Source organism: Micromonospora psammae (genome assembly GCF_036902725.1).
GTDB lineage: Bacteria > Actinomycetota > Actinomycetes > Mycobacteriales > Micromonosporaceae > Micromonospora.
Genome location: NZ_JBAKHM010000027.1, coordinates 50,838 through 74,397, shown reverse-complemented (window position 1 = coordinate 74,397; position 23,560 = coordinate 50,838). Strand labels below are relative to the sequence as shown.

24 protein-coding genes and 1 riboswitch are annotated in these 23,560 nt (G+C 74.1%); of the genes, 2 read left to right on the top strand and 22 right to left on the bottom strand.

Going from position 1 to position 23,560, the window contains the following annotated elements; translation table 11 throughout:
• Positions 1–93: 93 nt before the first annotated feature.
• The 20 genes from V6U79_RS25555 to rpe form a co-directional block, all read right to left on the bottom strand.
• A complete protein-coding gene (locus tag V6U79_RS25555; RefSeq protein ID WP_334532158.1) occupies positions 94–1,119 on the bottom strand; it encodes an NAD-dependent epimerase/dehydratase family protein in 1,026 nt (341 codons plus the stop codon).
• A gap of 8 nt (positions 1,120–1,127) precedes the next feature.
• Positions 1,128–1,922, bottom strand: a complete 795-nt coding sequence (locus V6U79_RS25550) for a glycosyltransferase family 2 protein (protein ID WP_334532161.1) — start codon at positions 1,920–1,922, stop codon at positions 1,128–1,130.
• Positions 1,919–3,130 (bottom strand): nucleotide sugar dehydrogenase, encoded by a 1,212-nt coding sequence (locus V6U79_RS25545; RefSeq protein ID WP_334532164.1) that lies wholly within the window; start codon positions 3,128–3,130, stop codon positions 1,919–1,921. Before V6U79_RS25545 ends, V6U79_RS25550 begins: the two co-directional genes overlap by 4 nt.
• A 280-nt stretch (positions 3,131–3,410) precedes the next feature.
• Positions 3,411–5,957 (bottom strand): phenylalanine--tRNA ligase subunit beta, encoded by a 2,547-nt coding sequence (pheT, locus tag V6U79_RS25540; RefSeq protein WP_334616076.1) that lies wholly within the window; start codon positions 5,955–5,957, stop codon positions 3,411–3,413.
• Between the two features lie 39 nt (positions 5,958–5,996).
• Entirely contained in the window at positions 5,997–7,070 is a 1,074-nt protein-coding gene (gene pheS, locus V6U79_RS25535; protein ID WP_334532170.1) for a phenylalanine--tRNA ligase subunit alpha, read from the bottom strand.
• A gap of 214 nt (positions 7,071–7,284) precedes the next feature.
• Entirely contained in the window at positions 7,285–8,124 is an 840-nt protein-coding gene (locus V6U79_RS25530) for a TrmH family RNA methyltransferase (protein ID WP_334616075.1), read from the bottom strand.
• A gap of 29 nt (positions 8,125–8,153) precedes the next feature.
• On the bottom strand, positions 8,154–8,546 hold the full coding sequence (rplT, locus tag V6U79_RS25525; RefSeq protein WP_030335718.1) for a 50S ribosomal protein L20: 393 nt from the start codon (positions 8,544–8,546) through the stop codon (positions 8,154–8,156).
• Between the two features lie 32 nt (positions 8,547–8,578).
• Complete coding sequence (gene rpmI / locus V6U79_RS25520) at positions 8,579–8,773, bottom strand: 50S ribosomal protein L35 (protein WP_334532176.1); 195 nt, start codon at positions 8,771–8,773, stop codon at positions 8,579–8,581.
• A gap of 19 nt (positions 8,774–8,792) precedes the next feature.
• Positions 8,793–9,443, bottom strand: coding sequence for a translation initiation factor IF-3 (gene infC / locus V6U79_RS25515; protein ID WP_334532179.1), 651 nt, complete (start codon positions 9,441–9,443; stop codon positions 8,793–8,795).
• Positions 9,444–9,768: 325 nt separating this feature from the next.
• Positions 9,769–10,242, bottom strand: a complete 474-nt coding sequence (locus tag V6U79_RS25510) for a PH domain-containing protein (RefSeq protein ID WP_334532182.1) — start codon at positions 10,240–10,242, stop codon at positions 9,769–9,771.
• Between the two features lie 150 nt (positions 10,243–10,392).
• Entirely contained in the window at positions 10,393–11,355 is a 963-nt protein-coding gene (locus tag V6U79_RS25505) for a DMT family transporter (protein ID WP_334532184.1), read from the bottom strand.
• The gene (gene hisG, locus V6U79_RS25500; protein WP_334532187.1) at positions 11,352–12,197 is read right to left on the bottom strand and encodes an ATP phosphoribosyltransferase; all 846 of its coding nucleotides are present in this window, start codon (positions 12,195–12,197) and stop codon (positions 11,352–11,354) included. The genes V6U79_RS25505 and hisG overlap by 4 nt, the downstream gene beginning before the upstream one ends.
• A gap of 44 nt (positions 12,198–12,241) precedes the next feature.
• Entirely contained in the window at positions 12,242–12,505 is a 264-nt protein-coding gene (locus tag V6U79_RS25495) for a phosphoribosyl-ATP diphosphatase (RefSeq protein WP_030335709.1), read from the bottom strand.
• A 172-nt stretch (positions 12,506–12,677) separates the two neighbouring features.
• A complete protein-coding gene (gene ribH / locus V6U79_RS25490; protein ID WP_334532190.1) occupies positions 12,678–13,178 on the bottom strand; it encodes a 6,7-dimethyl-8-ribityllumazine synthase in 501 nt (166 codons plus the stop codon).
• 2 nt (positions 13,179–13,180) lie between these two features.
• Complete coding sequence (locus tag V6U79_RS25485) at positions 13,181–14,455, bottom strand: bifunctional 3,4-dihydroxy-2-butanone-4-phosphate synthase/GTP cyclohydrolase II (RefSeq protein WP_334532193.1); 1,275 nt, start codon at positions 14,453–14,455, stop codon at positions 13,181–13,183.
• Positions 14,452–15,150: a nicotinamide riboside transporter PnuC gene (pnuC, locus tag V6U79_RS25480; RefSeq protein ID WP_334532196.1), complete on the bottom strand. Its 699-nt coding sequence runs from the start codon at positions 15,148–15,150 to the stop codon at positions 14,452–14,454. The genes V6U79_RS25485 and pnuC overlap by 4 nt, the downstream gene beginning before the upstream one ends.
• Positions 15,150–15,779, bottom strand: coding sequence for a riboflavin synthase (locus V6U79_RS25475; RefSeq protein WP_334532199.1), 630 nt, complete (start codon positions 15,777–15,779; stop codon positions 15,150–15,152). The genes pnuC and V6U79_RS25475 overlap by 1 nt, the downstream gene beginning before the upstream one ends.
• A 1-nt stretch (position 15,780) precedes the next feature.
• On the bottom strand, positions 15,781–16,842 hold the full coding sequence (gene ribD / locus V6U79_RS25470; protein WP_334532202.1) for a bifunctional diaminohydroxyphosphoribosylaminopyrimidine deaminase/5-amino-6-(5-phosphoribosylamino)uracil reductase RibD: 1,062 nt from the start codon (positions 16,840–16,842) through the stop codon (positions 15,781–15,783).
• Positions 16,843–16,995: 153 nt separating this feature from the next.
• Positions 16,996–17,170, bottom strand: a riboswitch (FMN riboswitch).
• 61 nt (positions 17,171–17,231) lie between these two features.
• On the bottom strand, positions 17,232–18,191 hold the full coding sequence (locus tag V6U79_RS25465; RefSeq protein WP_334532205.1) for a GGDEF domain-containing response regulator: 960 nt from the start codon (positions 18,189–18,191) through the stop codon (positions 17,232–17,234).
• Between the two features lies 1 nt (position 18,192).
• The gene (gene rpe, locus V6U79_RS25460; protein WP_334532208.1) at positions 18,193–18,873 is read right to left on the bottom strand and encodes a ribulose-phosphate 3-epimerase; all 681 of its coding nucleotides are present in this window, start codon (positions 18,871–18,873) and stop codon (positions 18,193–18,195) included.
• Between the two features lie 258 nt (positions 18,874–19,131).
• On the opposite strand from rpe, the gene V6U79_RS25455 reads away from it, so the two are divergent.
• Together V6U79_RS25455 and V6U79_RS25450 are read left to right on the top strand one after the other, a co-directional pair.
• Positions 19,132–20,019 (top strand): septum formation family protein, encoded by an 888-nt coding sequence (locus V6U79_RS25455; RefSeq protein ID WP_334532211.1) that lies wholly within the window; start codon positions 19,132–19,134, stop codon positions 20,017–20,019.
• An 81-nt stretch (positions 20,020–20,100) separates the two neighbouring features.
• On the top strand, positions 20,101–20,991 hold the full coding sequence (locus V6U79_RS25450; RefSeq protein WP_334532226.1) for a septum formation family protein: 891 nt from the start codon (positions 20,101–20,103) through the stop codon (positions 20,989–20,991).
• A 71-nt stretch (positions 20,992–21,062) separates the two neighbouring features.
• On the opposite strand, the gene V6U79_RS25445 is transcribed toward V6U79_RS25450, so the two are convergent.
• Positions 21,063–22,637, bottom strand: coding sequence for an RsmB/NOP family class I SAM-dependent RNA methyltransferase (locus tag V6U79_RS25445; protein WP_442933820.1), 1,575 nt, complete (start codon positions 22,635–22,637; stop codon positions 21,063–21,065).
• On the bottom strand, positions 22,634–23,560 hold the full coding sequence (gene fmt / locus V6U79_RS25440) for a methionyl-tRNA formyltransferase (RefSeq protein ID WP_334531944.1): 927 nt from the start codon (positions 23,558–23,560) through the stop codon (positions 22,634–22,636). The genes V6U79_RS25445 and fmt overlap by 4 nt, the downstream gene beginning before the upstream one ends.

Sequence of the window (23,560 nt, the reverse complement as noted above, 5' to 3'; positions counted from 1 at the left end):
ATGAAGCCATAACGCCGGTCAACCGACACGAAAGAGCCCGGCCGGGTTCGCGGGGGGCGAACCGGGCCGGGCCGGGACGAACGGCGCGGGAGGCTAGAGACGTCCCTCCTCGACCGCCCGGGTCACCCACGGAACGACCTCGTCGAGCATCTCGTCCAACGAGGTGGTGGCGGTGAAGCCGAGCACCTCGCGGGCCTTCGTCACGTCCGGCACCCGCTTCTGCACGTCGTACCGGAAGGGCTCGTCGGAGACGTGCCGGAACGGCACGTCCGGGCCCTTGATCTTGTGCCAGATCAGCTCGGCCAGCTCCAGCACGCTGGTCGACTCGGCGGTGGAGAGGTTGAAGTCCTCGTTGCGGGCCGCCGGGTGCTCCACCGCGGTCGCGATGCCCCGGGCCAGGTCCCCACCGTAGGTGTAGTGCCGCACCTGGTGGCCCTCGCCGAGGATGTGCAGCGGGTCCTGCCCCTTGACGATCTTCTGCACCAGGTCGGGCACCACGTGCGACATGGCCAGCTTGACGTTGCCGGAGAGCACCTCGGCCTGGCCGAGCGCCCGCCCCTCCCCCACCCCGACGCAGTTGAACGGCCGGACGATCGTGTACGGGAGCTGGTACTGCTCCCAGGCCGCCCGGGCGTAGTACTCCACGGCCAGCTTCTGGAAGCCGTACGACGACAGCGGCGGCGGGATGCGCCGCTCGTCGCCCTCCTTGCTGGGCCAGTGCTCGGTGGACTCGAAGACCATCGAGGAGGAGAGGTAGGTGACCTTCGCCAGGCTGCCCTCGCGGTGGGCGCGGATCGCCGCGTCGCAGGTCGCCGCCATGATCCGCTCGTTGGTGGCGAGCAGGTCGTAGGCGTAGGCGTGGAAGTAGGAGATGCCGCCGATCATCGCCGCGCCGGCGACCAGGTGGTCGCAGCCGTCCAGCAGCTCGGTGAGCAGGTCGACGTCGCGGGCGTCGCCCTCGGTGAAGTGGAACCGCGGGTGGTCGTCGTAGCTGTGGGTGACCGGGCCGTACTTCGAGAAGTTGTCGATCCCGACCACCTCGTGGCCCCGGTCCAGCAACTCCTGCACCAGGTAACCGCCGATGAAGCCGGCCGAACCAGTTACCAGGACCTTCGCCACGTGCGCTCCTAAACGGTCTTCTCGTACTCGGTGCTGTCGCCCTGCGGGTGACGCGGGGCCGGCACGGCCACCGCGGCGCCGCGGGCGGCGAGCTTCTCCCGGCTCAGCCGTCGACCGTAGGCGAAGAAGTACCACCGCAGGTAGCCGGGGAGGAACCGGCCCAGGTCGAAGTGGGACTCCCCCAGCGGCCGGTCCAGCCAGATGGTGGGGATCTCGGCGACCGGCAGGCGCAGCCGGGTCGCCTTCGCGGTCAGCTCCAGCCCGATCTCGAAGCCGGTGCGCGACTCGATCCCGACCTCCCGCACGAAGGCCGTGTCGTACGCCTTGAAGCTGTTCGTGGCGTCCCGGGTGCCGACCCGGGCCAGGGTGTAGAGGCTGCGCCCGGCCCAACGCGACATCATCCGCTTCAGCCGGGGGCCACCCACCTGCTGACCGCCGGGCATGTAGCGGGAGGCCGCGGCGACCACCACGCCCCGGTCCACCAGCCGGGCCAGCTCGTCGATCTGGCGCGGGTCGTCGCAGCCGTCGGCCATCGTCACCACCACGACCGGGGCGAGCGCGGCGTCGATGCCGAACCGGATCGCGTTCGCCGGGCCCCGGCCGTACGTGTTGAGCACCGCCCGCACCCGCGGGTCGACCCGGGCGATCCGCTCCACGTACGGGACGGTGGTGTCCTCCGGCATGTCGTGCACGATCAGCACCTCGGCCGGAAGCAGCATCTCCCGCAGCATCCGCTCCAGGCAGCGCAGGATCGCCTCGCCCTCGTTGTAGACCGGCACGATCACCGAGACCCGGGGCTTCACACCCGGACCCCCGTCCCGGTCAGGCCCCACATGTCGATCACCGGTTTGTCGGTGTCGAGGCGGGCGTACTGCTCGTGCGGGGCGGCGATGACCAGGAGATCGGCGCGGCGCAGCACCTCGTCCAGGCCGACCAGGCGCTCGTCGGCGACGTACGGGTCCGTGCAGAGGGTCTCCCGGGTCTTCAACGCCAGGATCTTGCGCAGCTTGTACGCCAGGCTCTCCCGCGGGTCGTCCGAGCCGCCCTTGAAGGCCATCCCGAGGATCCCCACGGTCAGCTCGGACAGGTCGAACCGGTCCTCCAGCCGGGACACCAGGTACAGCGGCAGCCCCTCGTTGATCAGCATCGCGGAGTGGCCGAGCACGAAGTTGTTCCGGTTGAACGCGGCCAGCTGCATGGTGTCCTTGAACAGGCACGGCCCGGCGGCGAAACCGGGCATCGGCAGGTCCGCCGCCCGCGGGTAGTCGTGGGCCACCGCGTGCCGGATCCGGGCGAAGTCCAGCCCGAAGTCGTTGGCCATCATCCAGAACTGGTTGGCGGTGGCGAACTTGATGTAGCGCCAGGTGTTGGTGAACAGCTTCGCCAGCTCCGCCTCCTCCGGCTCTAGCGGGACGATCTGCTCGGTGAGGTGCCGGAACAGCTTCTCCGCCCGGGCCAGCGCGTGCGGCGTCCGCGCGGCGACGATCTGCGGCAGGGTGAACAGCTCCGTCATCGCCCGGCCCTCGGCGATGCGCTCCGGGCAGAACGCCACGTCCGCGCGGATGCCCTTGCCGGCGAGGAGCTTCTCGGTCAGCGCCGTCACCCCCGGGTAGACGGTGCTGCGCAGCACCACCAGCTGCCCGTCGCGCAGATGCTCGGCACAGCGCTCCAGGGCCCGCGGCACCGCGCCCAGATCCGGGTTGAGGTGCTCGTCGACCGGGGTGCCGACCACCACCACCAGGTGCTCGGAGGCGCCCACCGCGACCGGGTCGGTGGTGGCCCGCAGCCGGCCGGCGGCGACCGCCTCGGCCAGCACCTCGGCCGCGCCCGGCTCGGCGAAGGGCAGCGTGCCGGCGTTGACCGTGGCGACGGCGTCGGCGTTGATGTCGTACAGGACGACGGAGAGGCCGCGGGAGGCGAAGGCGATGCCCAGCGGCAGGCCCACCCGACCGCAGCCGCCGACGATGCAGACGTCGACGGAGATGGGCGGGCGGCCCGTTTCCTCGGACATGACTGAACTCCCGTGGGGGGTGGCGGGGTGGGGCGATCCGGGCGGTAGCCGGAGTCCAAGCAGGCTAACCCCTCCCATGTGACCCGTGGGTAGCCGAACGAGTCGTCGCCGGTGGCCTTTCGGCCGATGCGTCACCGCCCGTCGCCACCCGCTCACGCTGGCGCGACGAGGAGTCGGGACGAGCCTCCCCGGCGGCGGTGACCCGGCGACCGACCGGGAGGTCGGGACGGGCCCCTCCCCCGCGCCCGAGGCGTCGGGAAGGGGCCCGTCCCCCCGCCGGTCAGGCGCCCCGCAGGGTGGCGCCGAAGCGCTCCGTGACCACCGCGACCGCGGCGTCCCGGGCGGCCACCGCCTCCTCCACCGTCAGGGTGCGGTCCGGCGCCCGGAAGGTGAGCTTGTACGCCAGCGACCGGCGTCCCGCGCCGAGCTGCTCCGAGGCGTACACGTCGAAGAGCCGGACCCCCTCCAGCAGGTCCCCGGCGCCGTCCACGAGGGCCTGCTGCACCTGCTCCGCCGGCACCGAGGCGTCCAGCACCAGCGCCACGTCGATCAGCGCCGGCGGGAAGCCGGAGACGGTCGGCGCGGGCGCCACCGGCGCGGCCGCCAGCGCGTCCAGGTTCAGCTCCATCGCGCAGGTCCGCCGCGGCAGCTCCAGCCCCGCCACGACCGACGGGTGCAGCTCGCCGGCGTGACCGACGACGACGCCGTCGACCAGCAGCGCGGCGCAGCGGCCCGGGTGCCAGGGCGCGTACTCGGCGGCGCGGACCTCGATCCGGTCGGCCGGAAGGTCGGCGGCGGCCAGCACGTCCCGGCCGGCCTCCACGGCGTCCGCCCAGCCGGCCGCCCGGCCGGCGCCCCACCAGCCGGCCGGCTCGATGTCGCCGGCCAGCACGACCGCGACGTGCCGGGGCTGGTCGGGCACCACCGCGTCGGCGGCGGCGAACTCGGCGTCGGTGGGACGCCGGTCCACGCCCATCGCCGGCGGGCTGCCGACGCCGGGACGCGGGTGGAAGACCGCCCCGACCTCGAAGAGCGCGAGGTCGCGGTGACCACGGCCGAGGTTGCGCTTCAGGATGCCGAGCAGCGGGCCGAGCAGCGTGGTGCGCAGCAGCGGCTCCTCCTCCGACAGCGGGTTGGCCAGCCGCACCGCCGACCGCCGCGGGTCGTCGGCGGGCAGGCCGAGCTGGTCGGCGAGCTCCGGCGCGGCGAACGGGTGCGCGAGCACCTCCACGTAGCCCCGCTCGGCCAGCGCCCGGGCCACCGCGCGGCGGCGGCGCTGCGCGGCGGTCAGGCCGCGGCCGGCCGGCGCGGTCGGCAGCACCGACGGCACCCGGTCGTACCCGTCGAGGCGGACCACCTCCTCGACCAGGTCGGCCGGGTCGGTCAGGTCGGGCCGCCAGGTCGGCGGGGTCACGGTGAGCACGTCACCGGTGCCCGCGGCGACACCCACCTCGCCCGGGTCCTCGCCCAGCCGGTCGGCGCCCCGCACGACGGTGCAGCCGACCTGCTCCAGCAGGTCGACCACCCGCTGCGCCGGGTAGTCGACCCCGATCCGCCGCGACGGCAGGTCGACCGGGAGGACGACCGGCCGCATCGGCCGCACGTGGTCGATGTCGAGGATCTCGTCGCCGGCCACGCCGCCGCCGTGCTCGATGAGCAGGCCGACAGCACGTTCCAGGGCGACCAGCGGCAGCGCCGGGTCGACACCCCGCTCCCACCGCTTCGCCGCCTCGCTGAACAGCTTGTGCCGCCGGGCGGTCCGGCCCACCATCACCGGGTCCCAGTGCGCGGCCTCGAAGAGCACGTCGGTGGTGCCGGCGACGACCTCGCTCGTCTCGCCGCCCATCACCGCGGCCAGCGAGATCGGCCCGGTGTCGTCGCAGATGACCATGTCCTCGGCGGTGAGCGTGCGGGCGACACCGTCCAGGGTGGTCAGCTTCTCCCCCGCCTCGGCGCGGCGGACCACCAGCGGGCCGGTGATCCGGGCGGCGTCGAAGGCGTGCATCGGCTGGCCCAGTTCGAGCATCACGTAGTTGGTGATGTCGACCGGCAGCGAGATGCTGCGGATGCCGGCCACGGTGAGCCGCTGCGCCATCCAGCCGGGGGTCCGCGCGGTGGGATCGACGCCGCGGACCATCCGGGCCGCGTACCGGTCACAGCCGACAGTGTCGCGCACCTCGACCGGGTACGCCGGCGCGTCGGTGCCGGCCGGGGCGGGCGCCAGGCCCGGGTCGCGGAACGACAGGCCGAGGGCGTGCGCCAGCTCGCGGGCGATGCCGCGCACGCTCGACGCGTACCCCCGGTCCGGGGTGATCTCCAGCTCGGCCACGACGTCGTCGAGCCCGACCACGGGGCGCGCGTCGTCGCCCGGCTTGGCCGGGCTGTCGGCCGGCAGCACGATGATGCCGGAGTGGTCGTCGCCGAGGCCCAGCTCCTTCGCCGAGCAGATCATGCCCGCGGACATGCGCCCGTACGTCTTGCGCGCGCCGATGGTGAAGTTCCCCGGGAGCACGCCGCCGGGGAGGATCACCACGACCTTGTCGCCGGGGGCGAAGTTGCGCGCCCCGCAGACGATCTGCTGCGGCTCGCCGGTGCCGTTGGCGGCGCCGACGTCGACCAGGCAGTAGCGGATCGGCTTCTTGAAGCCGGTGAGCTCCTCGATCTCGCGGACCTCACCGACCACCAGCTGACCGGTGACGGTCCGCCGCAGGTCCACCATCGACTCGACCTCGATGCCGAGGTCGACCAGGGACTGCTCCAGGTCCTCGGTGGGCAGGTCGGCCGGGAGGTCGACGTACTCCCGCAGCCAACTGACAGAAACTCGCATGACTCAGACCACCGTCTCCATGACTCGTACCCGCATCGCCTACGCCGCCCCGGTGCCGAGCGCGCGGGTGAACCGCACGTCGCCCTCGAACAGGTCCCGGATGTCACCGGCCCCGTGCCGGACCATCAGGGTCCGGTCGATGCCCATGCCGAAGGCGAATCCGGAGTAGACCTCCGGGTCGATCCCGCAGGCGCGCAGCACCCGCGGGTTCACCATGCCGCAACCGCCCCACTCGACCCATCGCGGCCCGTCCCGGTGCTCCGGGAACCAGACGTCGAACTCGGCCGACGGCTCGGTGAAGGGGAAGTAGTGCGGCCGCCACCGGGTCTTCGCCTCCGGCCCGAAGATCGCCCGGGCGAAGTGGTCCAGGGTGCCGCGCAGGTGCGCCATCGTGATGCCCTTGTCGACCACCAGCCCCTCGGCCTGGTGGAACACCGGGCTGTGGGTGGCGTCCACCTCGTCGGTGCGGTAGACCCGCCCCGGGCAGATCACGTAGATCGGCGGCTTGCGGCTGAGCATGGTGCGCGCCTGCACGGTGGAGGTGTGGGTGCGCAGGACCAGGCCGGAGCCGTCGGCGGGTGCGATGTGGAAGGTGTCCATCAGCCCGCGCGCCGGATGGTCGGCGGGGATGTTCAGCGCGTCGAAGTTGGTCCACTCCAGCTCGACCTCGGGGCCCTCGGCCACCTCGTAGCCCATCCCGACGAAGAGGTCGCTGATCTGCTCCATCAGGGTGGCCAGCGGGTGGCGGGCGCCCCGGGGACGGCGGTCGTACGGCAGGGTCACGTCGACCCGCTCCTCGACCAGCACCCGGGCGGCCTGCTCCCGCTCCAGGACCTCCTGGCGGGCGGCGTACGCGGATTCGATCGACCGGCGGGCCTCGTTGACCCGCTTGCCCGCGTCGGACTTCGCGGCCGGCGGCAGCGCGCCGATCTCCCGGCGCGCGAGGGAGACCGGCGCCCGGTCACCCAGGTGCGCGGGACGCAGCGCGGTCAGCGCGTCGGGATCGGCGGCCCCGGCGAACGCCTTCTCGGCGTCGGCCACGGCCTCGGCCAGGGCGGCCGGGTCCAGCAGGGCGACCTGCTTCGGGTCGTACGGATCGTTGCGGTAGCTCATGGCGTACGGGCACTCCCTCACGGCGGCGCCGGCCCTCACGGGCGGCTAGGCGAGTCTACGGACGCGCGGCTGTGCCGCTGCCCGCCGGTGGGAGTTGCGCAGGAGGAAGGGTCAGGCCCGCCGCCCGCCGACACCGGCGGGCTGGCTAAACGAACGCCGTGGCGCGTTCATCATCGGGACGACTCCCCTGTCTGGCGCGGGTGCGCGACGAAGGTCAGCGCAGTGCTCTGGCTGAAGCGTACAGGCAGACCGCGGCGGCCGCAGCCAGGTTGAGGCTCTCCGCGCGCCCGTGCAGCGGCACCCGGACCCGGGCGTCGGCGGCGGCGGTCAACTCCTCCGGCAGCCCGTGCGCCTCGGAGCCGAAGAGCCAGGCGGTGGGGGCGGCGAGCCGCCCGTAGTCGATGAGATCGTCGAGGTCGCTGTCGCCGTACCCGGTGGTCGCGAAGACGGAGAGGCCGGCCGCGCGGAGCGCGTCGACCACCGCGCGGGGGTCCGGGGCGCGGACCACGTCGACGTGGAAGAGGCTGCCGGCGGAGGAGCGCACGCACTTGCCGTTGTAGGGGTCGACCGCGTCGCCGGCGAAGACCACCGCGCCCGCGCCCGCCGCGTCGGCGGTGCGCAGCACCGTGCCGGCGTTGCCCGGGTCGCGGATCCCGGCGAGCACCGCGACCAGCCGGGGCTCCCGGGCCAGGGCCGCGTCCAGGGGTACGTCGAGGTGCCGGCAGACCGCGACCAGGCCCTGCGGGGCGACGGTCTCGGCGAGCGCGGCGAGCCCCTCGTCGGTCACCTCGGAGACGGGCACGTCGGCCCGGGCGGCCTCGGCCGCGAGGTCGGCGTACCGGTCGAGGGCGGCCGGCGTACCGAAGAGTTCGGTGACCGTGTCGGGGCGGGCCAGGGCCTCCCGGACGGCCTGCGGTCCCTCGGCCAGGAACCGGCCGGCGGCGTCGCGGTCCCGGCGGCGCTGGAGCCGGCGGGCGGCGACGACCCGCGGGGTACGCGGGGTGAACGGGCCGGAGACAGCGTCGAGGCGCCTCCCGCGCGATGGTGACTGCATGGGAGACGCCTCGATCTGCTGCGGGTGGATCAGGCGGCCTGAGCCGCGGCGCCACCGGTGCCCTCGGCCGCCACGGCGGCGCGGGCCAGCTCGACGATCGCGGCGAACGCCGCGGCGTCGTTGACGGCCAGGTCGGCCAGGATCTTGCGGTCGACCTCGATGCCGGCCAGGCGCAGGCCCTGGATCAGCCGGTTGTAGGTCATGCCGTTGGCCCGGGCGCCAGCGTTGATGCGCTGGATCCAGAGCTGCCGGAAGTCGCCCTTGCGGTCGCGACGGTCCCGGTAGGCGTACTGCATCGAGTGCAGCACCTGCTCCTTGGCCTTGCGGTACAGCCGGGAGCGCTGACCGCGGTAACCGCTCGCGGTCTCCAGCAGGGTACGACGCTTCTTCTGGGCGTTCACAGCCCGCTTGACGCGTGCCATCTCAACTCCTTCTTCGGTTCAGGTGGCGCGCGTCAGCGGCCGAGCAGCTTCTTGATGCGCTTGACGTCGACCTTGGCCAGCTCGATCGTGCCGGTCAGCCGCCGGGTCTGCCGGGAGGGCTTCTTCTCCAGGTTGTGGCGAAGGCCGGCCTGCTGGGCAACGATCTTGCCCTTGCCGGTCACCTTGACCCGCTTGCCCATACCCGTGTGGCTCTTCATCTTCGGCATGTGGAACGTCTCTCCCCTGTTACTGACCGCTGGTGTCGGCGGTCGTGCCGGTCTCACCGGCTGCTGCGGTCTCGCCGGCCGCCGGGGTCTCGCCAGCTGCCGGGGCGGCGGACTCCTCCGCGGCCCGGTCCCGGGGAGCACCGCGGGACGCCGTCGCGGCGACCGCGGAGGCCTTGACGGCCCGGTGCGGAGCGAGAACCATGATCATGTTTCGGCCGTCCTGCTTCGGTGCGGCCTCGACGTATCCCAGCTCCGTGATCTCGGACTCGAGCCGACGCAGGAGCCGGTAACCCAGCTCCGGGCGGCTCTGCTCGCGACCGCGGAACATGATCGTCACCTTGACCTTGTCGCCGGCCTTGAGGAACCGCACCACGTGACCCTTCTTGGTCTCGTAGTCGTGCGGGTCGATCTTCGGCCGGAGCTTCATCTCCTTGATGACGGTCTGCTGCTGGTTACGCCGCGCTTCGCGCGCCTTGAGTGCGCTCTCGTACTTGAACTTGCCGAAGTCCATGAGCTTGCACACCGGCGGGCGCGCCATCGGCGCAACCTCGACCAGGTCCAGGTCGACGTCCGCGGCCAGCTGCAGGGCGCGCTCCAGCGGGACGATGCCCACCTGCTCACCCTCAGGGCCGACCAGTCGGACCTCACGTGCCCGGATCTGCTCGTTCACGCGTGGTTCGACGCTGATGGGGCCTCCTCGAGTCGGTTCTCCTGCGTGCGGCGACCCCGTGGGCTCCCGGGTGGGAGCCGCCCGGAAAGCAGAAGGCCCCGGCGCATGCCAGGGCCCGCTCGACCGGTCGGCACGATCACATGATCGCGCATCCGGAACCGGGATGTCCCCGGAACCGGTGACCGGACCCGGCCGCCGTCAGGGGCAACTCGGGTGGGAGCAGGCGCTCCGCTTCGAGACCGCCCGCACGTCGGAACGGGGGCAGTCTGGTCGACTCGGCAACACTACACCCTCACCGCGGTCAGCCCCAAACCGGGCTCGCAGCTCAGCGGGGGGTCGAGTCGCCGGCGAGCGCCGCCAGGTGCGCCTGGTGCAGCCGACGCAGCGCGCGGACCCCCTCGACCGCGATCTCCTTGTCGGCGGCCTGCAGGGCGACCATCGGCAGCAGGTCGTCGTCGTGCAGCTCCAGGCTGGCCCAGGGGGCGCCCCGGTCGAAGCGCACCCCGCGGACGACCTCCCAGGGCAGCTCGTAGGAGCCGACCACGTTGCGTACCCGCACACCCCGGGCGTCCGCCTCCACCCGCGGGCGGGTGAAGAGCAGGATGCCCAGCGCGCCGAGCACACCGAGGCCGATCATGGCGAGCTGGTCGCCGCGCTGGAAGCTGCCGTAGCCGTTACCGGTCGGGCCGGTCAACGAGGTGGCGACCAGGCTGAAGACCACCAGCAGCGCGGCGGCCGAGGCCCAGCAGACCACCCGCACGCGGCGGGGCTTGAGGCGGATCAGCTCGGTGTCGCTCACCCCACCAGTCTGCCACCCGCTGCGGGCCGGCGTTCCGCCGCCACACGGGCCCGCGTCCGCCGGCCGGCACCCCCGCCACCTCGTCGGCCCGCCGACGACCCGACCCCGGGCCACGTCGTCGGCCTGCCGGCGGCCGGGCGCGGAAGGCGGTCACCGGCGCAGCGCGGCCGGCCGTTCGGCGGGCTCGACCGGCGCCGGCGCGGTCCGGGCGCCGGGCGCACCCCGACCCGCCACCACCGCCGCGACCAGCGTGAGCACCGCGCCGGCCAGCACCGGCCAGCGCAGCCCCGGGCCGCCGGGCAGCAGGTCCAGCAGCAGCCCACCGCCGAGCTGACCGGCGACCAGCGCCAGGCCGGTCCGCAGCACCCCGACCGCGCGGACGCCGATCACCAGGCTGGCCACGATGCCGACGCCGAGCAGTCCCCCGACGTAGAGGTACCAGTCGTCCGGCCAGGTCGTCCCCGGTCCGCTGAACGCACCCGCCAGCGCGGCGACGAGCAGCACGACCGGGGTGGCGGTGGCGAAGTTGACCGCCACCCCGGCGGCGGGCGAGCCAGCCGCGGAGATCCGGCCGTTGAGGGCGGACTGGAGCGCGACGGCGACGCCGCCGAGGACGGCGAGCAGCACCAGACCGACGGCCAGGTCGCCCAGGGGCTGGCCGGCCTGGGCCAGGGCGACCGCCACCACCCCGAGCAGCGCGCCGGCCAGCCGCGGACCGGTCAGCGGCAGCCGGCCGACCGGGGCGAGCCCGGCCCGGTCCACCGCCAACCCGCCGACGCTGCCCCCGGCGACCTGGGCGATCGTGAAGAGCGCCACCCCGAGCACCGGCACGACGTAGGCGCCGAGCAGCACAATGGCCGCGCCGCCCAACCCACCGAGGTACGACCACCACGGGGGCCGGGCCCGGCGCAGCGCCACCAGGCCGGCCCGCATGGACGGCAGCGCCAGCCCCACCAGGACCAGCAGGACCCCGCCGAGGTTGTTGACCACCGCGCCGAGGGTGGCGTTGCCGACCCGCTCGCCCAGCTCGGCGTTGACCACGCCCTGCGCGGCCCCGGCCACCCCGCCCAGGGCGACCAGGGCCAGGGCCACCCCGGACGGCGGCGGTCTCACAGCCGGCAGGCGTGGATGTTGGTGACCAGGATGGCGCGGGCGCCGAGGTCGTACAGCTCGTCCATGATCCGGTGCACGTCCTCGCTGAGCACCATCGCCTGGACGGCGACCCAACCCTCCCGGTGCAGCGGGGAGACGGTCGGCGACTCGATGCCCGGGGTCAGCGAGCTGGCCCGGTCCAACAGGCCGGCCGGCACGTCGTAGGCGAGCATCACGTAGCGGCGGGCGACCAGCACCCCGTGCAGCCGGCGCACCAACTGCTCGGCCTGCGGGTGGTTCGGGGCCCCGGTGCGCCGGACCAGCACCGCCGACGAGCGCAGCAGCGGGTCGCCGAAGACGACCAGGCCGGCCTGGCGCAGGGTGGCGCCGGTCTCCACCACGTCGGCGACGACGTCGGCGACGCCGAGCCGAATGGCGTTCTCCACCGCGCCGTCCAGGCGGATCACGTCGGCCTTGACGCCCACGTCGCCGAGGTACCGCTCGACCAGCCCCGGGTACGCGGTGGCGATCCGGTGCCCGCCCAGCTCCTGCACCGAGTGGACGTCGTCGGGGCGGGCGGCGAAGCGGAAGGTGGCCCGGCCGAAGGCCAGGTCCATCACCTCCTCCGCCGGCGCGCCGGAGTCGATCAGCAGGTCCCGGCCGGTGATCCCGACGTCGAGGTCGCCGGAGCCGACGTAGGTGGCGATGTCCTTGGGGCGCAGGTAGAAGAACTCGATGTCGTTGGACTCGTCCCGGCAGACCAGGTCCTTCGGGTCGCTGCGCTGGCGGTAGCCCGCCTCGCGCAGCATCTCGGCGGCCTTCTCGGCCAGGGCGCCCTTGTTCGGTACGGCGACACGCAGCATGACGGGAGTGCTCCTTCGATCAGGTGATCAACGACGGGGCGCACTCAGAGATGTCGGTAGACGTCCTTGAGCTCGAGACCGCTGGCGAGCATCAGCACCTGGACCTGGTAGAGCAGCTGGGAGATCTCCTCGGCGGTCCGCTCCGGCCCCTCGTGCTCGGCGGCCATCCACGACTCGGCCGCCTCCTCGACGACCTTCTTGCCGATGAAGTGCACACCCTTGTCCAGGGCGGCGACCGTGCCCGAGCCCGGGGTGCCGGCGGCGGCCTTGGCCTGCAGCTCGGCGAACAACTCCTCGAACGTCTTCACGGGAGGCGATTCTTCCAGTCACCGTGCGGCGACGCGCGCTCCGGGTCCGGCCGTGTCGGCGTTTCCCACCGGAAGGTCGAGCCCCACCCACACATTTACGGCGTGTCGCGGTGTCCCCGACGGGGGACAGCGCGACACGCCGTGAATGAGGCCGGTCGACGACCGGTCGGGGTCAGCGGCCGAAGCCGACCCGGTGGCCGTTCGCCGCGACCGCGTCCCGGATGGCCAGCGCCGCGTCGAGGGCGGCGACGGTCGCCGCCCAGCCCTTGTCCTCCGCCGAGCCGGGCAGCCCGGCCCGGTCCCGGGCCTGCTCGATGTTCTCCACGGTGAGCACCCCGTGGGCCACCGGCTTCCCCTCGTCCAGCGCCACCCGGGTGAGGCCGTCGGTCACCGACCGGCAGACGTAGTCGAAGTGCGCGGTCGCGCCGCGGACCACCACCCCGAGGGCGACCACCACGTCGCAGCGGCGGGCCAGCGCCTGGGCCACCACCGGCAGCTCCACCGAACCGGCCACCCGGGCGACGACCGCCCGCGCGCCGCACGCCTCCGCCGCCGCCACCGCCCGGTCGAGCATGTGGTCGGTCAGGTCGGCGTGCCAGCGCGCCGCCACCACCCCGACGGTCAGCCCGGCGGCGTCCACCGTGGTCACCCCGGGTTCACCGAATCCCGCCATCGCTACGCTCCGATCTCGTCGATCTCACCACCGGCGACCGGCCGGCCCATCGGGGCCTCGGTCACCTCGTCCAACTCGTCCAGCAGGTGACCCATCCGGTCCCGCTTGGTACGCAGGTAACGCACGTTCTCCGGGTGCGGCCGGACCGGCAGCCCCTCGCGGCCGGTGATGGTCAGCCCGTACCCCTCCAGCCCGGCCCGCTTGGCCGGGTTGTTGGTCAGCAGCCGCATCGACCGCACCCCCAGGTCGTAGAGGATCTGCGCGCCGGTGCCGTAGTCCCGGGCGTCGGCGGGCAGCCCCAGGTCGAGGTTCGCGTCCACGGTGTCCCGCCCCTGGTCCTGGAGCTGGTACGCCTGGAGCTTGTGCAGCAGCCCGATGCCGCGACCCTCGTGGCCGCGCACGTAGAGCACCACCCCCCGCCCCTCGCGGGCCACCCGGGCCAGGGAGGCCTGCAACTGCGGGCCGCAGTCGCAGCGCAGCGAGCCGAAGACGTCCCCGGTCAGGCACTCCGAGTGCACCCGCACCAGCACGTCCCGCCCGTCGCCGATCTCGCCGTAGACCATCGCGACGTGCTCGGCCGTGTCGTGCTCGGCGCGGTAGCCCAGCGCCCGGAACACCCCGTACGGGGTGGGCATCCGGGCGTCGGCGACCTGCTCGACCTGCTTCTCGTGCCGCCGCCGGTACGCCACCAGGTCGGCGATGGTGATCAGGGTCAGCGAGTGCTCCGCGCAGAACTTCTCCAGGTCCGGCAGGCGCATCATGGTGCCGTCGTCGTTGACCATCTCGCAGAGCACGCCGGCCGGGCGCAGCCCGGCCATCCGGGTCAGGTCGATGGCCGCCTCGGTGTGCCCGGGCCGACGCAGCACCCCACCGGCGCGGGCGCGCAGCGGCACCACGTGGCCGGGGCGGGCCAGGTCGGTCGGGCCGGTGGACGGGTCGGCGAGCAGTCGGATGGTGTGCGCCCGGTCGGCGGCGGAGATGCCGGTGCTGATCCCCTCCCGGGCGTCCACGGTCACCGCGTAGGCGGTGCCGCGCCGGTCCTGGTTGGTGTGGTGCATCGGCGGCAGGTCCAGCCGGTCGCACTCGCTCTCGGTGAGCGGCGCGCAGATGTAGCCGGAGGTGTAGCGGACCATGAACGCGACCAGCTCCGGGGTGGCCAGTTCGGCCGCGAAGATCAGGTCTCCCTCGTTCTCCCGGTCCTCGTCGTCGACCACGACGACGGGCCGGCCGGCGGCGATGTCGGCCACCGCGTCCTCGATGCTGGCGAACGTGGTCATGCGACGACCTCCGAGTAGGTGGACGGAACCGGCCGGGACGCCGGCCGGGGGGCCCGCGAGCTGCGCCACCAGGCGACCATCCCCCAGACGCAGAAGGCCCCGTAGAGCAGGTACATGGCGGCCGACGGGTAGAACCCGCCGCGCAGCAGCAGCGGCACGCCGACGGCGTCGACGGCGATCCAGATGAGCCAGAACTCCACCCAGCCGCGGGCCATCCCGTAGGTGGCGAGCAGGCTGCCGGTGAGGATCCAGGCGTCCGGCAGCGGACCCCACGAGCCGAGCGCGGCGAGCACGGGGTACGCGGCGGCGGTGCCGAGCACCGCGGCCAGCAGCAGGCCGAGCCGTTCCCGGCCGGTGGCCCAGCGCGGCGTCACCGCGGCCCCCTCGCCGTCCGCGCCCGCCCGGCGGTTGCGCGACCAGCGCCACCAGCCGTACACGCTGACCGCGAAGAAGAAGACCTGGCGGCCGGCCTGGCCGTAGAGGTCGTGCGCCTGCGGGGTGAGGAAGACGCCGCCGAGGAAGACGGTGAACAGCAGCGCGTTGCCGATCATGCCGACCGGCCAGGCCCAGACCAGCCGGCGCAGGCCGAGCAGCGCGGAGGCCAGGCCGAAGACGTTGCCGACGATCTCCCGGACCAGCACCGGCGAGCCGGCGATCTGGACCTGGGCCTCGAGCAGCCAGCCGAGCGGGCCCATCAGCGCTCACCGCCCGCGAGCCCGGCGCCGCCGGCGAGACGGTCGCCGAGCAGCCGCTCCACGTACTTGGCCAGCACGTCGACCTCCAGGTTGACCGGGTCGCCGACGCCCTTGGCGCCGAGCGTGGTCAGCTTCAGGGTGGTGGGGATCAGCCCGACGGCGAACCAGTCGTCGCCGACCGCCGCCACGGTCAGCGAGACGCCGTCGATGGTGATGGAGCCCTTCTCCACCACGTACCGGGCCAGGGCGGCGGGGAGCCGGAAGCGGACCGTCTCCCACTGCTCGGCGGGCTCCCGCCCGACGATCTCGCCGACCCCGTCGACGTGCCCCTGCACCAGGTGGCCGCCGAGGCGGCTGCCCAGCGCGGCGGCCCGCTCCAGGTTGACCGCGTCGCCCGGGCGCAGCGCGCCGAGCGCCGAGCGGCGCAGCGTCTCCCCCATCACGTCGGCGGTGAAGACCCCGCCGTCGACGTCGACCACGGTGAGACAGACCCCGTTGACGGAGATGGAGTCGCCGTGCCGGGCGTCGGAGGTGACCAGCGGGCCGCGGATCGCGACCAGCGCGGAGTCACCCCCGGTGTCGGCGATCCGGACGATCTCGCCCAACTCCTCGACGATGCCGGTGAACATGTCAGGCCTCCCTCTTCCGGGGCAGCGCGGTGATCCGCAGGTCGGGACCGACCTGCGTAACATCGGTGAGTTGCAATTCGATGGCGTCGGCGATGGTCGTCACGCCGGCGTCGAGCAGCGCGGTCGGGCCGGCGCCGAGCAGCTTCGGCGCGACGTAGCCGACCACCTTGTCGACCAGCCCGGCGGCGAGGAACGCGCCGGCCAGCCGGGGGCCGCCCTCCAGCAGCGCGGCCCGTACCCCGCGGCGGTGCAGCTCGGCCAGGAGCGCCGGCAGGTCGACCCGGCCGTCCGGGCCGGCCCCGACCTCCGCCGCGGTGGCGATCCAGGTGCGGGCGGCGCCGTCGCGGACCCGGGCCCCGACCGGGGTACGCCCGGAGCTGTCCACCACCACCCGCAGCGGCTGCCGGATGGCGAGGCTGCCGTCGCGCAGGTTACGGGCGGTGAGCCGGGGGTCGTCGGCCAGCACGGTGCCCACCCCGGCGATCACCGCGTCGACCGTGCCGCGCAGGGCGTGCACGTCGATCCGGGCCGCCTCCGAGGTGATCCACATGCTGGTGCCGTCGGCCGCCGCCGACCGGCCGTCGAGGGTGGCGGCGTACTTCCAGATCACGTACGGCCAGCCGCGACGCATCGAGGTCAGCCAGGCGACGTTGCCGGCCTCCGCCTCGTCGGCGCGTACCCCGAACTCGACCTGGATCCCGGCGGCGCGCAGGGTGGCGGCCCCGCCGGAGGCGACCGGGTTGGGGTCCGGCACGGCGATCACCACGTGGGCGACCCCGGCCTGGATCAGCGCGAGGCTGCACGGGCCGGTGCGGCCGGTGTGGTCGCAGGGTTCGAGGGTGACCACCGCGGTGCCGCCGCGGGCGCGCTCTCCGGCCTGGGCCAGCGCGACGATCTCGGCGTGCGGTCCGCCCGCGTACGCGTGGAAACCCTCCCCGACGACCGTGCCGTCCGGATCGAGCAGGACGCAGCCGACGACCGGGTTGGGGCTGGTGGCGCCGAGCCCGCGGGCGGCGAGCACGATGGCGCGACGCATCGCCTCGTCGACGTGGTCCGCGGCCATGACCTTGCCCTCTCACTCGCCGGTTCACGCGCGTGGCGGTGACGGGAGGAGCAGTGGGCAGGCGGCGGCGAGAGCCGGGAACGGCACAGCCGGCCCCGGGGAACCCACGCACGGCTGGATGACAGCGACAAGCGCGCAGGGTCGCCCCGTCCCGCGCGCTGTCTCCCATCCGGACTTTCTGGGTGCGGAAAACCTCCCGCTCCCAACCGTCGGCCCCGGATTCTCACCAGGTCCACCGGGCGGCCTGAGCCGTCCGGGTCGCGGGCTTACCACGGTCTGACCGTGGATCACCGCCGGTTCGGAATTTCACCGAGCCCCGCCAGCGCGTGGTGGGTACAAGCGAAGTCTTACACGTTCCGGGCGCCGTTGCGCCACCCGCGCGAGGTACCTCACACCCCGTCGGCGCGGCGCCGGTCGACCGCGACGTACGACCCGGGTTGGCTCTTGGCGACCGTCTTCATCTCCGAGGCCACCGCGATGGCGGCGAGCGGGTCGGTGAAGCGCTTCGTGGCGTCGGAGAGCGAGACGCCGATCGAGAGGGTGACCAGAGCGGCCCGGCGGATGTTGCCGCGCCGGTCCTTGAGCTCGACGAAGCCGCGCTCCCGGTCGGTCGGGTCGTAGAGGGTGTCGGCGGACTTCTCGAAGTCGACCACCGCGCGGGAGGTGAGCGGGCGGATCTGCTCCGGGGTGCAGACGATCACGAAGTCGTCCCCGCCCACGTGACCGAGGAAGGCCGGCGGCAGCCCGATCGCGACCACCGCCCGGTGCAGGCTGCGGGCGAGCGCGGAGATGAACTCGTCGCCACGGACGAAGCCGTACCGGTCGTTGACGCTCTTGAACCGGTCGATGTCGATGTAGCCGACCGCGTAGTCGACCCCGCTGCGCACCCGGTCGCTGATCTCCCGGCGGATCCGGCTGTTGCCGGGCAGCCCGGTCAGCGGGGAGACCTCGCGGAACTCCTTGTTGCGGCGCAGCGTGGAGCTGACCCGGGCCACCAGCTCGGCGGTGTCGAAGGGTTTGACCAGGTAGTCGTCGGCGCCGGCACTGAGGCCGTGCACCTTGTCCACGGTCATCCCCTTGGCGGTGAGCATGATCACCGGCAGGGCGGAGGTCATCGGGTCGGCGCGCAACCGGCGGGTCAGCTCCAGCCCGTCGATCCGCGGCATCATCAGGTCCACCACGGCCAGGTCCGGCCGGTGCTGCTCGATCATCTCGAGCGCCTCCTGGCCGTCGCCGGCGTGGATCACCTCGAAGCCGTGCAACCGCAGGTTGAACTCGACGAAGCGGGCGATGTCCTCATCGTCGTCGACGACCAGGATGACGTCGGGTCGGTCGCCGGCCGGGTCCACCTCAGGCCCCGGTGACCGCGCGTTCCGCGAGCCCTCGCAGGCGGCGGACCGCCTCCGCCGGGTCGGCCGCGCCGTAGACGGCGGTGCCGGCCACGAACGCGTCGGCGCCGGCCGCCGCGGCCTGCTCGATGGTGTCGGCGGCGATCCCGCCGTCGACCTCGATCCGCAGCTCCAGGTGACCGCTGTCGACGTGCCGGCGGGCGGCGCGGACCTTGTCCAGCAACTGCGGGATGAACCGCTGCCCGCCGAACCCGGCCTTGATCGTCATGATCAGCAGGGTGTCGAAGCTCGGCAGCAGCTCCAGGTACGGCTCGATCGGGGTGTCCCGGTCGATCGCCAGCCCCGCCTTGGCGCCGGCCGAGCGCAGATCCTTGGCCAGGGCCACCGGATCGTCGCAGGCCTCCGCGTGGAAGGTGACGTTGTAGGCGCCCGCGTCGGCGTAGCCGGGGGCCCAGCGGCGCGGATCGGTGATCATGAGATGCACGTCGAACGGGATCTGGGTCACCGCCCGCAGGCTCTGCACCACCGGCAGCCCGATGGTCAGGTTCGGTACGAAGTGGTTGTCCATCACGTCGACGTGCAGCCAGTCCGCGGCGTTCTCCACGGCACGGACCTCATCGGCGAGGTGGGCGAAATCGGCGGCGAGGATGCTGGGCGCGACGATCGGCGGCGGTACGGTCACGGGGCCAGTGTACGAACGTGGCGACCCACCGCGGACATCGCGGCTCCACCGGGAACGCGCTGTGACCCAGGCGTGACCGGTGGTGCAGAATTGGCCCTCTCGGAACGGTAAACCGGACGAAAGGCCAGCGGCGACTAGCCGTTCGACGGAAACACGGCGACACTCCATCAGGGACGGTTTCAGGTGCCGTACGCCCGGCGGCGGGGCAAGGCCACGCGGGTCGCGGCGACCGACCGTCATTCCCGGAAAGGGCGGACGATGCGACGGTGGCTCGTGGCGCTGGCGCTGGCCGGCACGACGACGGTGGCGCTGAGCGGCTGCCTCCAACAGCACAGGGCCGACGGCGACCTGACCGACGACTGGCCGGCGCTGCCCGTGCCGCAGCTCTTCGTGCCCGCCACGGACGCCTGCCTGCCCCGGATCACCGCGGTGGTGCAGGCCGGCACCTACGAGACCGTGGACTGCGCCCGCAGCCACCTGGCCGAGGCGATCCACGTCGGCGCCTTCCGGGGCGCCGCCGCCGGCCCGGCCCGGCCCCAGCCGGGCTCCCCCGCGCTGGGCACCGCCCGTTCCGAATGCGACCAGCGGGCCCGCGAGGTGCTCGGCGGCGACTGGCACGCCGCCCGGCTCACCCTGAACATCTCCCTGCCCTCCACGTCGGCGTGGAACAGCGGCGCCCGCTGGTTCCGCTGCGACCTCAGCGAGACCGACAGCATCGACAACACCCGGCCGGTGAACCGCACCGGCAGCCTGCGCGGCGCGCTGATCGGGGACAACCCGCTCACCCACCGCTGCTTCGACCCGAAGCTGATCGGCAACAACCTGAACTACATGGCGCCGGTGCTCTGCTCGGAGCCGCACCGCGCCGAGTTCGTCGGCGTCTACCTGGAACGGGACATGACCTGGGCCCAGTTCAACCGGGCCAACCAGCAGGTGCACCGCCGGTGCATGGCGCTGATCGCCGCCTTCGCCGCGGTGCCCAACAACAGCGACCTGCCGTACCGGGCCGGGTCGATCTTCTATCCGCCCTCACAGCGGGAGTGGGAGGAGGGCGACCGCGGCATCCGCTGTTTTCTGTGGAGCGACGACCGGAAGCTGACCCGGTCCATGCGCGGCGCCGGCCCCGAGGGACTACCCGCCATCTGACCCCGGGTGCCGTATGCTCCCGCACCGTGCCGCCCGTCGGGCGGCGCGTCCGGGGTCACGGTCGGCGGGAGGTCGGGTGTGCTGCGGCGGTGGTGGCGGGCGGTGGCCGTGAGCGGCCTGGCGGCCCTGGCGCTGACCGGCTGCGACACCCCGGCCGGCGGGGACGGTGACCTCACCGACGACTGGCCGGCCCTGGCCGCCCCGGCCGGCTTCGTCCCCGCCGTCGGTGCCTGCCACCCCGGCGTGCAGGACGTCGGCTGGCTCGGCGGCTGGAACCCGGTCGACTGCGCCGGCCCGCACCGCGCCGAGACCCTCCACGTCGGCACCCTGACCGGCGCCGCCGCCGCGGGTGCCGCTCCCCCGCCCGTCGGCTCGGCCGGGATGCTGGCCGCCCGCGGCGAGTGCGACCGGGAGATCCGCCGGGCGGTCGGCGGCGACTGGCGCTCCGCGCGGCTCGGCCTCGCCGTCGTCTTCCCCTCCCCGCCGGCCTGGACCGGCGGGGCGCGCTGGTTCCGCTGCGACCTGACCGAGATCAGGAGCATCGACGAGCCGGGGGCGCGCACCCGCACCGGCTCCCTGCGGGGCGCCCTGACCGGCGACACCGACCTGCGGCTGCGCTGCTTCAACCCGAAGGTCAGGGGCGACGACGTCGAGGCGATGGTCCCGGCGTCCTGCGCGGCGAGACATCACGCCGAGTTCGTCGGCGTGTGGCAGGCCCCCGAGCTGAGCTGGTCCGAGCTGGCCCGCGGCGGCACCCGGGTACACCGGGGCTGCGCGGCGCTGGTGGCGCGGTACACCGGCGTGCCCAACGACGGCAACCTGCGGTTCCGGGCCGGATCGATCTTCTACCATCCGCTGGAGCGGGAGTGGCGCAGCGGCAACCGCGGGGTGCAGTGCTTCGTCTGGGTCGCCGACCGCACCCTCACCCGGTCAGTCAAGGGCGTCGGCCCGAAGGGCCTGCCGATCCGCTGAGCCCCGGCCGCCGATGCCCGGCGTGCGCCGGACGCGGCAGGGCCGGGCCCGGCGGCCCGACCCCGCGTCCGTCAGCCGCGGCGCAGCACCGCGAGGAACATCGCGTCCGTGCCGTGCCGGTGCGGCCAGAGCTGCACGGTCGGGCCGTCCCCCAGCCCCGGCATACCGGCCGGCAGCAGCGTACGGGCGTCGACGAAGTCCGCCGGCACCTCGGCGCGCCGGGCCGCCTCGGTCACCGTCACGTGCGTCTCCACCGTGTGCGGAGAGCAGGTGACGTAGGCGACCAGGCCACCCGGCCGGGTCGCCCGCAACGCCGCGGTGAGCAACTCCCGCTGCAGGCGGGTCAGCGGCGGCAGGTCCGAGGGCTGCTTGCGCCAGCGCGACTCGGGCCGGCGGCGCAGCGAGCCCAGCCCGGTGCACGGGGCGTCCACCAGCACCCGGTCGAAGTGCCCCTCCGGCAGCTTCGGGTCGGCGCCGACCGTCCGGCCGTCGGTGTGCAGCACGGTCACCGGCAGGCCCCGGGTGGCCTGCTCGACCAGCCGGGCCCGGTGCTCGGAGACCTCCACGGCGGTCAGCCGCGCGCCGCGCTGCGCGGCGAGCGCGCCGAGCAGCCCCGACTTGCCACCGGGACCGGCGCACAGGTCGAGCCAGCGGCCGTCCGGGCCGTCCAGTGGCGCCACCGCCAGGGCGTCGGCGACCAGCTGCGAACCCTCGTCCTGCACGTGCGCCCGCCCCTCGGCCAGCGCCGGCAGGTCACCGGGAGCGCCGCCGCCGAGGTAGACGGCGTACGGGGAGAACGCGCCGGGGGCGCCACCGACCTCGTCGGCCAGCTCCACCGGATCGGCCCGGCCCGGCCGGGCGCACAGGTGCACCGGCGGGCGGACGTTGTCCTCGATCAGCAGCCGGGTGGTCTCGCCCAGGTCGCCGCCGAGCGCCTCGGAGAAGGCCCGCACGATCCACTGCGGATGGCTGTACGCCAGCGCCAGATGCCCGATCGGGTCGGTCTCCATCGGCGGGGCGAGCTTCGCCACCCAGGCGTCAGCGTCCCGGCCGGCGACCTCGCGCAGCACCGCGTTGGCGAAGCCGGTCGCCCCCGGCGCCACCGAGCGGACCAGGTCCACGGTCGAGGAGACCGCCGCGTGCGCCGGCACCCGGGTGTGCAGCAGCTGGTACGCGCCGAGCCGCAGGGCGTCGCGCACCGGCGGGTCGATCCGCCCGACGTCCCGGCCGGCGGCGTCGGTGATGATCGCGTCGAGGGTGCCGGTGTGACGCAGCGTGCCGTAGGTCAGCTCGGTGGCGAAGGCGGCGTCCCGACCGGTCAGCCCCTCGTCCCGCAGGATCGACGGGAGCACCAGGTTGGCGTACGCGTCGTCGCGGTGCACCGCCGCGACCGCCTGGTAGGCGACGTGTCGGGGCAGGTCCACGGCCGGGCGGGCGGGACGACCGCCGCGCCGGTCGAAGCCGGGTCGGCCGCCGGCCGACCGGTCGCCGCGGAAGCCGCCGCCGGCCGGGCGGTCGCCGCGCGGCGCGTCGGAGCGTCGTGGCGCGGACCGGTCGAACCGGTCACCACGGGAGCCGTCGGCGGGCCGGTCGTCGCGAGGCCGGTCGGCACGGGAGCTGTCGGGACGGTCCGAGGGGGCGCTCACGCGAGCACCTCGCCGGCGCCGACCCGGACGCCGCGCGCCCAGTCGGTCGCCGCCATCGCCTTCTTGCCCGCCGCGCGCACCTCACCGAGCTGCACCGGCACGGTCGCGGTGCCGGCCAGCACCCGGGACTTCTCCACCAGCAGCTCTCCGGGCTTCAACTCGGGGCCGTTGCCGACCGGGGTCACCGGGCCGAGCTTGACCCGGTCGTCCCGGAAGGTCGTCCACGGCCCGGGGGCCGGCGTGCAGGCGCGGATCCGCCGGTCGACGGCGAACGCCGGGTCGGTCCAGCGCACCCGGGCGTCCTCGACGGTCAGCTTCGGCGCCAGGGAGACCCCGTCGGCCGGCTGCGGCTCGGCCCGGGCGGTGCCCGCCCCGATCGCGTCGAGGACGGCCACCAGCAGGCCCGCGCCGGAGTGGGCGAGCCGCTCCAGCAGGTCCCCGGAGGTGTCCGTCGGGCGGATCTCGTCGGTCAGCGTGCCGTAGACCGGGCCGGTGTCCAGCCCCTGCTCCAGCTGGAAGACGCTGGCGCCGGTCAGCTCGTCGCCGTGCAGCACGGCGTGCTGCACCGGCGCCGCGCCGCGCCAGGCGGGCAGCAGCGAGAAGTGCAGGTTGACCCAGCCGTGCCGGGGGATCTCCAGGGCGACCGGCGGCACCAGCGCGCCGTACGCGACCACGGGCACGCAGTCCGGGGCGAGCTCGCGCAGCCGGTCGAGGAACTCCGGCTCGCGCGGCTTCGCCGGGGTGAGCACCTCGATGCCGTGCTCGTCGGCCCAGGCGCCGACGGGCGAGCGGACCAGGCCACGACCGCGCCCGGCCGGGGCGTCGGGGCGGGTGACCACGGCCAGCAGCTCGTGCCCGGAGGCGGCCACGGCGGCCAGGGCGGGGACGGCGACGGCCGGCGTACCGGCGAAGATCAGGCGCAC

Bases quoted from the DNA above. Each gene is read 5' to 3' on its own strand.
- pheT (WP_334616076.1), bottom strand. From the start codon at position 5,957: ATGCGAGTTTCTGTCAGTTGGCTGCGGGAGTACGTCGACCTCCCGGCC.
- V6U79_RS25485 (WP_334532193.1), bottom strand. From the start codon at position 14,455: ATGACCACGTTCGCCAGCATCGAGGACGCGGTGGCCGACATCGCCGCC.
- hisG (WP_334532187.1), bottom strand. From the start codon at position 12,197: ATGCTGCGTGTCGCCGTACCGAACAAGGGCGCCCTGGCCGAGAAGGCC.
- ribD (WP_334532202.1), bottom strand. From the start codon at position 16,842: ATGGCCGCGGACCACGTCGACGAGGCGATGCGTCGCGCCATCGTGCTC.
- V6U79_RS25530 (WP_334616075.1), bottom strand. From the start codon at position 8,124: ATGCAGTCACCATCGCGCGGGAGGCGCCTCGACGCTGTCTCCGGCCCG.
- V6U79_RS25455 (WP_334532211.1), top strand. From the start codon at position 19,132: ATGCGACGGTGGCTCGTGGCGCTGGCGCTGGCCGGCACGACGACGGTG.
- pnuC (WP_334532196.1), bottom strand. From the start codon at position 15,150: ATGGGCCCGCTCGGCTGGCTGCTCGAGGCCCAGGTCCAGATCGCCGGC.
- rpmI (WP_334532176.1), bottom strand. From the start codon at position 8,773: ATGCCGAAGATGAAGAGCCACACGGGTATGGGCAAGCGGGTCAAGGTG.
- V6U79_RS25545 (WP_334532164.1), bottom strand. From the start codon at position 3,130: ATGTCCGAGGAAACGGGCCGCCCGCCCATCTCCGTCGACGTCTGCATC.
- V6U79_RS25475 (WP_334532199.1), bottom strand. From the start codon at position 15,779: ATGTTCACCGGCATCGTCGAGGAGTTGGGCGAGATCGTCCGGATCGCC.
- pheS (WP_334532170.1), bottom strand. From the start codon at position 7,070: ATGAGCTACCGCAACGATCCGTACGACCCGAAGCAGGTCGCCCTGCTG.
- ribH (WP_334532190.1), bottom strand. From the start codon at position 13,178: ATGGCGGGATTCGGTGAACCCGGGGTGACCACGGTGGACGCCGCCGGG.
- rplT (WP_030335718.1), bottom strand. From the start codon at position 8,546: ATGGCACGCGTCAAGCGGGCTGTGAACGCCCAGAAGAAGCGTCGTACC.